This window comes from Nocardioidaceae bacterium SCSIO 66511 (assembly GCA_023100825.1).
Classification (GTDB): Bacteria; Actinomycetota; Actinomycetes; order Propionibacteriales; family Nocardioidaceae; genus Solicola.
Genome location: CP095846.1, coordinates 119,685 through 133,370 on the forward strand (window position 1 = coordinate 119,685; position 13,686 = coordinate 133,370).

Annotated in this window: 11 protein-coding genes; 2 read left to right on the plus strand and 9 right to left on the minus strand. The window is 67.3% G+C overall.

Annotated elements, in window-relative coordinates; translation table 11 throughout:
• Nucleotide 1: 1 nt before the first annotated feature.
• The 7 genes from MU582_00530 to MU582_00560 all read right to left on the minus strand — a co-directional run bounded on the left by MU582_00530 (nt 2) and on the right by MU582_00560 (nt 7,780).
• Complete coding sequence (locus MU582_00530) at nt 2–877, minus strand: TatD family hydrolase (protein UPK75154.1); 876 nt, start codon at nt 875–877, stop codon at nt 2–4.
• 5 nt (nt 878–882) lie between these two features.
• A complete protein-coding gene (locus MU582_00535) occupies nt 883–1,611 on the minus strand; it encodes an EboA domain-containing protein (protein UPK75155.1) in 729 nt (242 codons plus the stop codon).
• A complete protein-coding gene (locus tag MU582_00540) occupies nt 1,608–2,480 on the minus strand; it encodes a sugar phosphate isomerase/epimerase (GenBank protein UPK75156.1) in 873 nt (290 codons plus the stop codon). The genes MU582_00535 and MU582_00540 overlap by 4 nt, the downstream gene beginning before the upstream one ends.
• Nucleotides 2,477–3,361: a UbiA family prenyltransferase gene (locus MU582_00545; GenBank protein UPK75157.1), complete on the minus strand. Its 885-nt coding sequence runs from the start codon at nt 3,359–3,361 to the stop codon at nt 2,477–2,479. Before MU582_00545 ends, MU582_00540 begins: the two co-directional genes overlap by 4 nt.
• Nucleotides 3,358–4,509, minus strand: a complete 1,152-nt coding sequence (locus MU582_00550; protein ID UPK75158.1) for an inositol-3-phosphate synthase — start codon at nt 4,507–4,509, stop codon at nt 3,358–3,360. The genes MU582_00545 and MU582_00550 overlap by 4 nt, the downstream gene beginning before the upstream one ends.
• Before the next feature lie 612 nt (nt 4,510–5,121).
• Complete coding sequence (locus MU582_00555; protein ID UPK75159.1) at nt 5,122–6,078, minus strand: M20/M25/M40 family metallo-hydrolase; 957 nt, start codon at nt 6,076–6,078, stop codon at nt 5,122–5,124.
• Nucleotides 6,079–6,169: 91 nt separating this feature from the next.
• A complete protein-coding gene (locus MU582_00560; GenBank protein ID UPK75160.1) occupies nt 6,170–7,780 on the minus strand; it encodes a M4 family metallopeptidase in 1,611 nt (536 codons plus the stop codon).
• A 174-nt stretch (nt 7,781–7,954) separates the two neighbouring features.
• Here MU582_00560 and MU582_00565 point away from each other — a divergent pair, with 174 nt between their 5' ends.
• Nucleotides 7,955–10,135 carry an MMPL family transporter gene (locus MU582_00565; GenBank protein ID UPK75161.1) on the plus strand — a complete coding sequence of 727 codons (2,181 nt, stop codon included), beginning with the start codon at nt 7,955–7,957 and terminating at the stop codon, nt 10,133–10,135.
• On the opposite strand, the gene MU582_00570 is transcribed toward MU582_00565, so the two are convergent.
• Nucleotides 10,132–11,433, minus strand: a complete 1,302-nt coding sequence (locus MU582_00570) for a chloride channel protein (protein UPK75162.1) — start codon at nt 11,431–11,433, stop codon at nt 10,132–10,134. The genes MU582_00565 and MU582_00570 overlap by 4 nt on opposite strands.
• On the minus strand, nt 11,430–12,650 hold the full coding sequence (locus MU582_00575) for a cation:proton antiporter (protein UPK75163.1): 1,221 nt from the start codon (nt 12,648–12,650) through the stop codon (nt 11,430–11,432). Before MU582_00575 ends, MU582_00570 begins: the two co-directional genes overlap by 4 nt.
• Nucleotides 12,651–12,865: 215 nt before the next feature.
• Here MU582_00575 and MU582_00580 point away from each other — a divergent pair, with 215 nt between their 5' ends.
• Entirely contained in the window at nt 12,866–13,681 is an 816-nt protein-coding gene (locus MU582_00580; protein ID UPK75164.1) for a type IV toxin-antitoxin system AbiEi family antitoxin, read from the plus strand.
• The last annotated feature ends 5 nt before the right edge of the window (nt 13,682–13,686 follow it).

The window sequence follows — 13,686 nt, forward strand, 5'->3', positions numbered from 1 at the left end:
ATCACGCCTCGGGACGCGCGCCGCGCAGGATGGAGTTGCCTTCGTAGGTCGACCCGAGATCTGTTCGTACCTCGTCGTTGTCGTCCGACAGCAGCAGACGTCCGCTCTGGCCGAAGAAGTCGACGGGGTTCTGCCAGAGAACGCGGTCGACGTCGGCGTCGGTGAAGCCCGATTCGAGCATGGCCGCACCCGTCTTCGCCGTCTTGAGCGGGTCGCTGCGCCCCCAGTCGGCGGCGGAGTTCACGAGTACGCGATCGAGACCGCGCTCCTCGAGGATGCGCACCATCCGATGCTCATCCATCTTGGTGTCGGGATAGATCGAGAAGCCCATCCAGCAACCGGTATCGGCAACGAGCCCGACGGTCACCTCGTTCAGATGGTCGACCAGAACTCGTTCGGCCGGCACCCCGGACGCCTCGACCAGTTCGAGCGTGCGCTGCGTACCGGCCTCCTTGTCACGGTGCGGCGTGTGCACGAGAACGGGTAGCTCGAACTCGACGGCGAGCTCGAGCTGTCGGGAGAAGGCCTTCTCTTCCGCGGAGCTCATCGAGTCGAATCCGACCTCGCCGACCGCGACCACGCCGTCCTTCGCGAGGTAGCGCGGCAGCAGGTCCAGGACTTCGGTGCAGCGCGGGTCGTTGGCCTCTTTGGGGTTCAGCGCGATCGTGCAGTGGTGCGCGATGCCGAACTGCGAGGCGCGAAAGCGCTCCCATCCGACGAGCCCGTCGAAGTAGTCGGTGAACGAGCCGACGGTCGTACGCGGCTGACCGAGCCAGAACGCCGGCTCCACCAGGGCACGTACGCCGGCGTCGTACATCGCCTCGTAGTCATTGGTCGTACGCGACGTCATGTGGATGTGCGGATCGAAGATGCGCATCGGGGTCAGTCCTCGCGGGTCGTCGGTCGGTCGGCAAGTAGCCGTTGGGCGGCGTCGCGTCGATCGGCATGCGGTGACGCCAGCTCGGCGTCGAGACCGATCTGCGCGATGCTCTCGGGAAAGCGGTCGAGTACGAGCCAGACATCCGTCGGCACATCGCGGCCGGCGGCCACCCGCTCATGGGCGTACCGCGCAACCATGTCGGCGAGCTCTCGGTCGGCGCGTGCGTCGAGGTCGGCGACGGCTGCCAGCCGGACCCCGACGAAAATGCACTTGAGTACGCCTTGCCGCCAGGTCTCGGTGTCGAGCTGCGCGGCGGGCCGGCCCATCGCGGCCGCGACCAGTCGGGTGTCGTTCGTACGAAGGGCATCTTCGAGTACGTCGCGTGCCGACACGTCATCGAGGAACGCCAGGCCGAGCAGTATCGCGCGCTTCTCGTCGCTGTCGCCGAACCGGTAGAGCGAGGCAACCTCCTGACCGCGTTTGTCGGCGGGCAGTGCTGCCACTGCGGTGCGCAACAGCGCTATGCGCACGGCGTCTTCGACGAACAGAACCTCACCGCGGTCGTCGCGGAGGCCGTGGTCGCCGCGCGTCGTACGCCGGGCCGCGGCGGGGAAGATCCGGTCGATCGTTTCGGGTGAGTCCGCGAGCTTGCTCAACATGTCGTCCAGCGCCGTGGACGCGTCTGCCGGCAACACTGCGCGAAGAGCGTCGGTCGTAGGCGGTGCGGTCACGGATGCTCCTCTCCGGTGCCCGAGACCTTCGCTATTCGTGCGATCGACGCATTCAGCGCGTCCATCGTGTCGCGCGCAGTCGCGGGCGCTGCATGCGAATGCCGCGGTAGTTCGACGGATGCCAGACCCGAGAAGCCGCTGGCGATCAGGGCGCTGAGTACTCCGTCGAGGTCGAGCTCACCGGTGCCCAGCTCGAGGTGCTCGTGTACGTCGCGGACCATGTCGTCGACCTGGACGTTTCCGATCAGCTCACCGGCCTTGGCGATCGTCTCCTCGGGCGTCGCCGGCTCGTTGCAGACGAGGTGGCCGAGGTCGAGCGTCAGCCGCAAGTGGTCGGGCGCGCCGAGCCGGTCTCGGAGTGCGAGTGCGTCGTCGACCGTTGCGACGAACATGCCCGGCTCGGGCTCGAAGCAGCAGGCCACGCCGAGGTCGGCGGCGTCGTCGAGAACCGGCCCGAGCCCGTCGGTCACCCGACGCCACGCCTCTTCGGAGGGCGTACCGGCCGGGAGCGTACCCGACCAGCACGACATCGCCTCTGCACCCAGCTCGTACGCGATTCGGACTGCGCGGCGCAGCAGGTCGACGCGGCGTTCTCGGCCGTCATCGCTCACGAGCGTCGGCTCGTGTTTGTGCCACGGATCGAGTACGTACCTCGATCCCGTCTCGATCACGCAGGCCAGCCCGTAGGCGTCGATGGTGCGCCGCGCATTGGCGACCTGTGCGGCGAGGTCGTCGGCGAACGGATCCAGATGGGGTTGGTCGAGGGTGAGCGCGATGCCCTGGTAGCCGAGACCCGAGATGACGGCACACGCATCGGCGAGCCGGTGGCCCGCGAAGCCGTTCGTCCCGTAACCGAAGCGCAGGCTCATGTGGTGCTCATCCGACGCGACGCGTACCTGACCAGCGGATTGCCGGCGACCACGGCCGCGGCGCTCGCGAGCCGACCACGTCGCGCGAGCCAGGATGCTTGCAGGATTGGGAATCCGGCGATACCTCGTCCGGTCGCGGACCGGACAGTCGACGCGGTTGGGTCGTTTGCTGCCTGCAGCTGGGCGTTGCCGACCACGCATCCGTACGCGACCGACAGAGCAGCGGCGGCGAGCCGGTCACGCATCCGGGCGCGGCGGTCGGTCAGCGCGCGTACGGTCGCCGTCGCGGAGATCGCACCGGTCGCGACGGCGACTGCCCCGGCGCGACGCGGCGTGCTTCCGTGCACCTCGTCGCGACTCAGGGTGGTGACTGCCACCGTATGCGCGGAGATCGACATCGCGGGCTCCCATGCACTCCCGGGCGAAGCACATGCGCCGAGAAGTACGTCGAGCCCGCGGTTCGAGGCCATCACGACGGGACCAGCCGCGCTGTCCTTGGCGAGCGCGTCGTAGGTCCAGACGAGGGCGGCGAGCGGCAGGCTCACCCGGAGCGCCGAACGGCCGCCGATCAGAGCCGACGCTGCGATGCCGGTCGCGCCGAGTGCCCCTGCGGTGGCGATCGCGGTACGCGGGGTGATCCGCCCGGACGGGATGGGTCGCTCCGGTCGCTCGACGGCGTCGAGGTCGCGGTCTGCCCAGTCGTTGAGAGCCATGCCCGCCCAATAGAGGCAGGCGGACGCCACTGGCATCGCCGCGCCGCGTCGAGTACCCGCGTACGCGGCGCCGGTCAGGCTGTCGCCCGGCACGGTGAGCGCTGCGGGCAGCCGAATCAACTCGGCCAGGGCGCGGCTCCGTACTCGCCCTCGATCGCGTGCGTTCACAACGCGGTCCGTTCCCCGCAGTCGGTCGCCCAGGTACGAAGGCTCTCCCACTGCTGTGGGAGTCGGTGTTCGTCCGAGGCGAGTGGGGCTTTGAAGAAGAAGCCGAGCTCGGGTACGGGGCCCGCGTCACCGAGTGCGTTCGCCCGGTCGATCAGGCGGACGAGGTCGAGCACCAGCGGGGCTGCGAGTGCCGAGTCGCATCCCTGCCAGGTGAACTGCAGAGTCATCTGGGCGCCGAGGAAACCGTCGAAGCGGATGTGGTCCCACGCCGTCTTCCAGTCACCCAGATCGGAGACGTAGTCGATGTGCATCGGGCCGTCGACGTGGTGGCCGACGATCGCGTCGAGGCCTTCCTGCTTCGTACCGGTCTTGCTGGCGGCCGCAGTCGGGTCGGCGAGGGTCTCACCGTCGCCGCCGCCGAGCAGGTTGACCGATGTCCAGGACCGGATCGGCAGCGCGCGGGAGGCGAACATCGGCGCCAACACCGACTTCACCAGGGTCTCGCCGGTCTTACCGTCGCGTCCCGCGTATGGCAGGCCGCGGTTCTCGGCGAGCTCGCGCAGGGCGGGTACCTCGATGCCCGGGCTCGGGGTGAAGCCCACGTACGCACAGTCGGCCAGCAGCGCCGCGCATGCGTACATCGAACTCGGTGCGAGCGGTGACCGGCCGGCGTCCCAGGCCGCTTCCAGGGCGGACCAGCTGGCGAGATCATCGTCGGGGTCGCGCGGCGGCTCGGTACTCGAGACATCGACGACGACCGTACGCGCAACTCCGGAGCGTTGCGCGAACTCGGTGATCTCGGCGGTGAGTCGTTCGATGGTCGCGCGCTGATCGGCGCCGTCACGTACGCCCGGGCGGATGCGGGCATCGGTTGAGGTCAGCTCCGAGCCGAGCGCGTCGACAAGTGTCTGCGGCACGACCCGGCCGGCGACGAGCTGCTCGGCGCGTTTGGCGAGCGGCAGCTCACTCACGTCGTGTCCGCCGATGACGAGGTTCTCGTAGCCGACGAGCCCGCGGTCGTCGACGAGTGTCGTCACACAGCCGGTCGGCTCGACCAGTCGACCGGCGAGCGCATACGCTCCGATTGCCGCGGTCGTGGCGAGCGACCCGCGCGCACCGATGAACCAGATACCGACCTGCTCGTCCATGTGGCACCCACCGATCGCGAGGTTGCGTTTGTTCCGTCGGATACGCGGGCAAGGTAACCCACGCCACAGTCGAGTTTCAACGGGTCGCAACGAACTTTTGTTGGTTGATCGCAAAAAGTGGTTGCGAACCGCACCGCTCTGGTGAGGTTCGCGGGGTCGTCGGTACGCCGACCACCCGCCGCTACACAGCGGCTCGCTGTCGGATTCGCCGATTCCTTCGGTGCGACTACCCACCACAACGGTTCTGTGCGCTGTCGGCGTGTGCGCTCCTGTGGTCCGACGACCCGTCTGCCCGACGGGGCTTCGTTGTCGGCTTCCCCGGCCCTTCGGCGGGCAAAAGACGCGGCGAAGCCGGAGCCGCAGCTACCTGGCTCGGGCCTACTGCCGGCTAACCCGATTCGGTTGGCTTTGCTGGTCGATGGATGGTGCTTTACCAAGTAGACATGGTGAAACTCCACTTTGCACGGCGCGTACGCCGTGCAAAGTGGAAGTTTGCCGTGCCTGCTGGTACGCGAGCGGCCGCCGAGTCTGGTGGGACGCGAAACGAAGGTTACCCCGAACCCATATCAAGGTGGCGCGCAGAGCGCCCGCGCCAGCTGCCTGCGATCGGCGCTACGCGGCGTCGTCGAGTGCTTCTGGTGCGGTCAGCGACCAGAGGGTGTACGACATGGCGTCAGTCATGTTGTCGAGCATCGTCGAGTCGATGTTCTCGGTCGTGTCACAGGCCGAGTGGTAGCAGCCGTCGTACGCCTCACCGGCCGTACCGCCCCACTGCTGCGCCTCTTCCTCGGTTTTGGTCTCCTCGGCGCCGCTGAACAGGCCGCCGATCGGTACGCCAGCCTGCTCGAAGGCGGCGTGGTCGCTGCGTCCGCCGACCGTTGACGGCGCGGTCGAGATATCGCGCGTACCGAAGAACTCGTTGAATGTCGTCTCGATTGCGTCGTCGCCGTCGTACACGAAGTAGCCGCCGTTCGGCGATCCGATCATGTCGAAGTTCAGGTACGCGTCGATGCGATCGAGCTCGGCCTGGTCGAGCGACTCGACGTAGTGCGACGAGCCGAGCAGGCCCTGCTCCTCCGCGCCCCACCACGCGAACCGGATGGTCACGCTCGGGTCGGGGTTGGCCTCGGCGAAGGCGAGCGCCGTCGCGAGTTCACCAGCGGAGCCGCTGCCGTTGTCGTTGATGCCCGGTCCCTCGTCTACGCTGTCGAGATGCCCGCCGAGCATCACGACATGCGACGGGTCGGCGCCCTCGAGTTCGGCGGTGAGGTTGTACGACTCGCCGCCGAAGGTGTCGAACGGTTGCTCGTTGACCGTGTAACCCGCTCCTTCCAGCTGTTCGGTGACGTAGTCGACCGACGCCCGGTACCCGTCGGAGCCGGTCGCACGGTTGCCGCCGTTGTCGTCGGCGATCTGCTGCAGTGCGTCGAGATGGCCCTGAACAGCAGCGACGTCGATATCCGGGGCCTCGAGCGCGCTCGGGTCGTCGGGTGCGGCGGCGGACGGTGCGGCTAGGCCGGCCATGGCGACGACCGTCGCCGTGGCGGTGATGGCGGTGCGGAGGTGCATCGTGCTGTCCTCTCGAATGGGATCGGCCGCGACCCGGGAGCAGTTCCCGAGCCGCGGCCGACGTCTGGTTGGTGCTGTTTGGTGCCTGGATTCAGTCGACGGCGACCGCGGTCCACGCGGCCTCGACGCCCTTGACCTCGGCGCTGCCCTCGCCGTACAGGTCGGTGGCGGCGGCAACGGTGTGCTCGCGTGCCTCCGCGTACGTCTCGGTGCTGGTCATGTACTCGCTCAGCGCCTTGAACCAGATCGCTGCGGCGGCCTCGTTACCGATGCCGGCCACCTCCGATCCGTCGCAGGTCGGGCTGTTGCCGTACTCGCTCTCCCCGCTGCCGTTGGCGAGCAGGTAGAAGAAGTGGTTGCCGACGCCCGACGAGTAGTGCGGATCGGAGTTCGGAACCTCTTCGCTCCAGCAGTCGTACGACGCGCCGTCCTTGCTCGGCTCGTCCATGTAGCGCAGCGGAGTGCCGTCGCCGTTGATGTCGATCATCTCGCCGATCTCGAAGTCCGGCGTGTCGTTGGCGTTGTCCGCGTAGAACTCGACCATCGTGCCGAAGATGTCGCTGGTGGCCTCGTTCAGGCCTCCCGCGTCACCCGAGTACTCCAGCCCGGCGGTGTTCTCGGTGACGCCGTGCGACATCTCGTGTCCGGCGACGTCGAGTTCGACGAGCGGAGCGGCGTTGCCTTCACCGTCGCCGTACGTCATCTGGCTGCCGTCCCAGAAGGCGTTGACGTAGTTGTCGCCGTAGTGCACGCGAGACGGTGCACCCGAACCGTCGCCGAAGATGCCGTCGCGGCCGTGCACCTCCTTGAAGTAGTCGAACGTCTTCGCGCCGCCGAACGAGGCATCCACGGCAGCCGATGCGCGGTCTTCGTTCGTACCGTCGCCCCAGGCGTTGTCATCGTCGACGAACGTGTCGCAGGAGACCTCGGTGTTGTTCATGTCGCAGGTCTCTGCGTTGCCGTGGGACGGGTCGATCATCTCGAACCCGCTGCCGCCGGACGTGGTGTCGACCTCGACCTCACCGACGAAGATTCCGTTACCCGTGCCGGCCTCAGCCGCCTGCTGACCCTTGGCGGAAGGCTTCGCCGCATTCGTGCGCTGGTCGATCGCGATCGGAGTCGTGATGGTCTCGTCGGCGCTGCGCACCTTGCCGGTACGCGCGTCGGTGACGACGAGCTGCTTGCTCGGCGTCTGACCGTCCGCCTGAACTCCGTGTACGACCGTCTGCCAGGCCAGCGCCGCCTTGCCGGAGCGGGCATCGACGACCAGCCGCGGCTCGCCGACCTTACGCACGGTGCTCGTGCTCGCTCCCTTGCGAGCCTGCGTACGCGCGGTGGCCTTCGCGACCGACGGTGACGTGTTCACCCGGATCGCGCGATCCTGGGCGACCGATACGTCGTGGGTACGGCCGTTCTTGGAGACCCGTACGACGAAGTCGCCGCCGAGCACGGGGAGACCACGGTAGGTCCGCTCGTACCGGATGGCGGCCCCGTCGTCAGACGCGACCTTGTCCACGGCCCGGTACGCGTCACCGCGGGAGCCGAGTATGTCTGTGGGGTTCTGCTTGACGAAGTGCCGGGCGACCGCGGCGGGGCTGTCGTCGTGCGCATTGCCAACAGCCACTGCCCCGTTCAGGGGTGTCATGGCACCCAGCCCTGCCGCGAGCATTGTCCCGCTCGCGACGGCGATGACCTTCCTCATGAGGATTCCTCTCGGTAGGAGTAGTCGCAGGATTCCCGGATGGCGGCTGGCTCATTCATGCCAACTGGTCATGCCTTCGGTGTCATGGCCCGCAACAGTCGCGATTCCACGTACGGGAGCAGCAGGCGAGACCTACCATCAAGACACCAGATCGGCCCTCACGAGGCTCGCCGAGTGACCGCCGCTTCTGCGGCCGTCGTACGCGCGTCGGCCCGGGAGGTGAGCGAGATGCATGCGTTCTTGCGTCGCATCGGCGCCGTGTGTGCGCGGCGATCGGTCGTCGTCATCGCGATCTGGGTGCTGATCCTGCTCGGCGCGCTGTGGGCCCGCAATGCGTACGGCGGTGACTTCGCCGACGACTTCACCGTCGGTGGCAGCGAGTCGTCGGAGGGCCTCGACGTCTTGGATGCAAAGTATCCGGCCAAGGGTGGGTACGCGGGCACCATCGTGTTCCACGCCGACAGCGGGAAGGTCTCCGCCGATGCGAGCGCGGTCTCGAAGTCGATGACCAACGTCGGAAAGCTCGAGCATGTCATCGCTGCATCGGATCCACTCTCGGACGGCAGCAAGACGGGTGTCTCGAAGGACGGGAGCATCGTCAACGCACCGGTTTCCTTCGACGTTTCTCCGTCCACGCTGGACGACTCGTACCTCGATGACCTCGATGGCGCCGTCGCGCCGGCGAGGTCGGCGGGACTCGACGTCGAGTACGGCGGCGGAACAGGCAAGATCGCGAACACCGTCGATGACAAGAGCTCCGAGCTGATCGGAATCACACTGGCCTTCGTACTGCTGCTGATCATGTTCCGATCGGTGGTGGCCGCAGTGCTGCCGCTGGTCGCCGCGGTCCTCGGGGTCGTGACCGGTCTGTGCGTGATCGCACTGATCGCAGCCACGACAACGCTCCCGACGATGGCGCCGACGGTCGCGACCCTGCTCGGCCTGGGCGTTGCGATCGACTACGCGCTCTTCCTGGTGGCGCGGCATCGCGAGCAGCTTCGTGACGGCATGACCCTGCGTGAGTCGGTCGCAGAATCGACTGCCACCTCGGGCGCGGCGATCGTCGTCGCCGGCGGCACCGTCGTCGTCGCCGTGCTGGGCCTCTACATCGCCGGTGTGTCGTTCGTCGGGGCGCTGGGCCTGTCGGCGGCGGTGGCCGTTGCCGTGGTGTTGATGTCATCGCTGACCTTCGTACCCTCGTTGCTCGGTCTGGCAAGGGGCACGATTCGTTCCAGGCAGGAGCGAATGGGCCGGGACGGCGTCGCCGAGGGGCCCGCTCACGAGCAGTCGGCGTTCGCACGATGGGGCCGGTACGTCAGCGGGCATCCGGTGCCGTGGGCGATCGGCGCGACCCTGTTGCTGCTCCTACTGGCGACTCCGCTGCTCGCGATGCGACTGGGCCAGATCGACGCGGGCACCGACCCGACCTCCGACAGCAGCCGGCGGGCGTACGACCTGATCGATCAAGGCTTCGGACCGGGTGCGAACGGTCCGCTCCTCGTGGTCGTCGAGCTGCCGCAGCAGTCCGCGAGCAAGAACCAGAGTCTGCTCGCCAATCTGCAGACACAGCTGAAGAAGACCGACGACGTTGCCTCGGTGTCCGGACCGTCTACGAACAAGGCTTCCACCGTGGCGACCTTCAACGTCATTCCTGCGTCATCGCCGCAGGCCGCAGCCACCCAGACGCTCGTCACGACACTTCGTTCGGATGTGCTCGACAAGCAGCACGAGAACACGTACGTCGTCGGCACGACGGCCGGCAACCTCGACTTCACCGATGTGGTGCGCGAACGGATGCCGTGGCTGATCGGTGCCGTCGTACTGCTCGGCCTCGTGCTGCTTACCGCAGCGTTCCGCTCGATCGTGATTGGGATGAAGGCGGCCGTCCTCAACCTCCTGTCGATCGGTGCGGCGTACGGCGTGATCGTCGCGGTTTTCCAATGGGGGTGGGGCTCCTCGGTGATCGGCATCGACGAGACGGTGCCGATCCCGGCGTACGTTCCGATGTTCGTCTTCGCGATCGTGTTCGGGTTGTCGATGGACTACGAGGTGTTCCTACTGTCGCGCGTACGTGACGAGTGGCAGGCAACCGGCGACGCCAGGCGTAGCGTTGCGATCGGCCTCGGTGCGACCGGGCGGGTGATCACGACGGCAGCCGCGGTGATGGTCGCGGTGTTCACCAGTTTCGTACTCGCCGACGACCCGTCGGTGAAGATGTTGGCGGTCGGCATGGCGGTCGCGGTGCTCATCGACGCCACCATCGTCCGGATGATGCTCGTACCCGCCATCATGGCCATGCTCGGTGCGCACGCCTGGTGGATGCCCCTGGCTCGACGCAAAGCCGACGCGCCTTAGCCGTCCGCTGCCGGCTCGGTCGCATGCGGACGGTCGATGACCTGTTCCGAGATGAACGCCACGACCACCGCGATCAGCACAATCGGGCTCATCGCCACGGCGTTCGGGCCGAGCAACAGGGTCACGAGCACAGCTGACGACACGGGCATCGGCAGGATCGCGGCCGTCGCGGCCGCCATTCCTGCCGCGAGCGCCGGGACTGCACCGTAGCCGGGGAGCTCTGCGCACAGCGTGCCCGCGGCCGCACCGAGGAACAATGCCGGGAAGATCGGCCCACCACGTAGCGCGCCCAACGAGACGCCGTACGCGATCGCCTTGAACGCGATCAAGGCGATCAACGCGCCTGTCGCCCATGAGCCTGGTTGTGCGGCGAGTTCGGGGAGTTCGTCCTGACCGGACATCACCAGTTCGGCCGGTGAGCGATCCGTGATGAGCGCGTACGCGCTGGCGCAGACGGCGACCGTGAGTGCTGCGCTGACGGCGGCGGTGAAGGGACGAGTCCGTGCGCGGTCGGCGACCCAGTGCCCGATCTGGTGAACCTCTCGTACTGCGACCGCAATGACGATGGCAAACGGAACGGTCCACAGGAGGTCGGCAAGATCGGGTCGCGCCGGGCCGGAGAGGTCGGGTAAACCCAGCGAGACGGTCTGCAGGCCGGTCCATCGCCCAAGGCCGGTGAATACGAGCGAGCCCGTGCCGGCCGCCAACATGCAAGGCGCGATGGCCCGTAGTGCCAATGCACCCTTGCTGCTGACCATCTCCAGCATCAGGACCAATGCGGCGAGGGGACTCCCGAAGATGGCCGCGACGGCAGCGGTCCCGCCCGCCAGCCCGACGACGCCACTTGCGCCGGTCTGCTGACGAAGGCCCATCGCGCGTGCGATGAGCAGCGCACTGCCGGTGCCGAGAGCGATGAGCGGCGCCTCCGGCCCGAGCACCGCACCGAGTGGTAGGCAGGCGAGTGCCGCGAGCAGGATCCCGGGAAGCTCGCGTGGGATCACGGGTTCGGCACCGAGGCCGTCGATCGGCACATGGCCGCCCTTGCCGGGTAGCGACCGGATCGCCGCACCGGCGAGTACGCCGCCGAGTGCCAGCCACGGGATGGGCCACCACCAGTCCGGATCCCCCATTCCGAGGTCGTCGGGGAGCTCGTGCCAGATGAGGTGACCCATCTTGTGCAGCAGAGCGAGGAACGCAAATGCCAACAACGACACGGGTATGCCGACGAGGCAGGAAAGCAGGAGTACCCGTAGCGAGTCTCGTCTGCTGGGTTCGTACGGTTGCGGGTCGGTGCTCATGACGACGCCTCCTCCGGAGGGGTACGGGATGTCGCCGTGTGCACCGGCTGGAGCTGACCGAGCAGGGTGCTGGCGAGGAGCGGACAGATCAGCACCGTTACAGCGCCCGCTGCCACCAGGATCGACGCGCTCTCGTTCGACATCTGGCCTGCGTGCACCGACACCGCCGTCACCGCGACGATGATCGGCAGTCCGGTCGAGGCGTACGACGCGACCGTGAGGCTGTCGCGCATGCCCAGTCGCGGGCGGTCACCCAGGAGTCGAGTCGCCAACAACACCGGCCCGCCGCGTACCAACAGGATCAGGACCACGACCGCAACGAAGGCAAGCGGCTCGTCCGCGATGGCGTCCGGGTCGATCGCCATGCCCGAGGTGACGAAGAAGATCGGGACCAGCAGGCCGAAGGCGATTCCCTCCACCCTGGCCTCGAGGTGCTCGTCACCGTCGGGCAGTGACAGTCTAAGGATCAACCCGGCGGCGAATGCGGCGAGCACGATGTCGAGCTTGAACTCCGAGGCGACCGCAACGAGCGTGGCGAGCAGCAGCATCGTCAGCCGGACGGGGATCTGTCCGGTCGTCTCGGCTCCCGCACGGATCAGCGCGAGAACCCGGGACGTCTCGCGTTTCAGATGCAGCGACGGAAGGGCGAGCAGCACTGCAACACCTGCGAAGGCGGCGAGCACGAGAAGTGACTCCAGCGGTCCGCGTACGCCGAGTAGGACCGCCATCGCGACGATGGGGCCGATCTCCCCGTACGCGCCGTGTCGCAGGACGTGATCGCCGATCGCCCCGCCCAAGAGTCCTCCGTCCTTCAGGATCGGCAACAGCGTGCCGAGCGAGGTGGAGGTGAGCGCGATCGCCACGGCGATCTCACCGTCGAAGATGTCGGTGACGCCGAGCAGGGCGATCAGGCCGAACGCGAGAAGTAGGCAGACGACCCAGGTCAGCAGCGCCTGTCGGCCGGCAACGCCGGTCAGTTCCTTCAGCTCGATCTCGTAGCCGGCAAGGAGGAACAGCATCGCGAGGCCGAAGTCGTGAAACATGTTGGTTGCGCCGTCGGTCGGTGCGAGGTCGAGTCCGAAGGGCCCGATGAGCATGCCCAGCCCGAGCAGAATGACCACTTCTGCAACGAGGCGTCGAGGTACGAGACCGGCGATGATCGGCGCGACCGCAGCAACGAGCGCGATCCAGAACAGCCACACTGGCGAAGCGTCCATGGCGCCCCTCGGTCGGGTCGACGGGCGGGCGTCCGTACGACCAGCGGTTGCCTCAGGCTAACCCAGCGCGGGCGTGTCCGCGTGGCGTTTTCGTCGGCGTTCGCGGGGTGCTGCGGGTGTAACTCGTACGGTCACCGGGACCGTCCTCACCGGGCCCGATTGTCGATCGAGCACCAAGTTGACTAATATGATGACAAGAAAGGCGGTAATCGACAATGGCGAGGACGATTCCGCGGTCGCTTGCGGGCGTTGTCGAGCACCTGGAGCTCGAGGGCGATCCGGTCGTCACGGTCGACTCGTTGCGGGTTGCGATTCACGCGGCGGGCCGCGAAGACCCCTCCGACGCGAAGGTACGGAGGACGGCGTACCGACTGCAGCAGGCAGGGTGGCTCGGCACGCTGAGGAGCAGGAATGCTTGGGAGTTCCTGCCCGGGTCACGTGCGGGCGCCCACAGCGGTGGTGACAGGTTTCTTGAGTTTCGCGCCTACGATGCGAATCATCGAGGGTGGCCTGGAACTCTTGCGATGGAGTCGGCTGCCGGACTGCACGGGCTCGCTCAGCGTTTTCCTGAGCGGGAGGTGCTTGCTTTGCCAAAGGGGATGCGGGCGCCGAAGTCGTTCGCAAGCGAATGGCGGACGATCACGTCGGCCGTTCCCGCGAGTGCGGCGGTGTTTGTGAACGGCCTCAGGACCTGGACCGTCGAAGCGCTTCTGGTCGGTATCGGTGAGCGGCCAACGAACTACCGGGACGTTGCGGGCCTGGCGCAGTGGTTGCCTGAGGCAGTTGCGCGTGCCGATCTAGAGGTGGTTATCGAGTTGCTGTCGGATATGTCGAATGCAACTGTGCAGCGCACCGCGTACCTCTTCGGTGCGGTCGACCTGGATGCTGCGCGCGACCGAGTCCTCGAGGGTTCACACCCGCTGGAGGTGGCGTGGTTCGGTCCCCGAGGAAGGGGCGGGCTATACGATCCGGCAACGGGTGTTCACGACACCACACTGCGTCCGCTCTTGTCGGCGGGGACCGGAGCATGAACCAC

Excerpts from the sequence above, each read along its gene's own strand:
- MU582_00530 (UPK75154.1), bottom strand. The coding sequence starts at position 877 with ATGCGCATCTTCGATCCGCACATCCACATGACGTCGCGTACGACCAAT.
- MU582_00540 (UPK75156.1), bottom strand. The coding sequence starts at position 2,480 with ATGAGCCTGCGCTTCGGTTACGGGACGAACGGCTTCGCGGGCCACCGG.
- MU582_00550 (UPK75158.1), bottom strand. The coding sequence starts at position 4,509 with ATGGACGAGCAGGTCGGTATCTGGTTCATCGGTGCGCGCGGGTCGCTC.
- MU582_00555 (UPK75159.1), bottom strand. The coding sequence starts at position 6,078 with ATGCACCTCCGCACCGCCATCACCGCCACGGCGACGGTCGTCGCCATG.
- MU582_00560 (UPK75160.1), bottom strand. The coding sequence starts at position 7,780 with ATGAGGAAGGTCATCGCCGTCGCGAGCGGGACAATGCTCGCGGCAGGG.
- MU582_00570 (UPK75162.1), bottom strand. The coding sequence starts at position 11,433 with ATGAGCACCGACCCGCAACCGTACGAACCCAGCAGACGAGACTCGCTA.
- MU582_00575 (UPK75163.1), bottom strand. The coding sequence starts at position 12,650 with ATGGACGCTTCGCCAGTGTGGCTGTTCTGGATCGCGCTCGTTGCTGCG.
- MU582_00580 (UPK75164.1), top strand. The coding sequence starts at position 12,866 with ATGGCGAGGACGATTCCGCGGTCGCTTGCGGGCGTTGTCGAGCACCTG.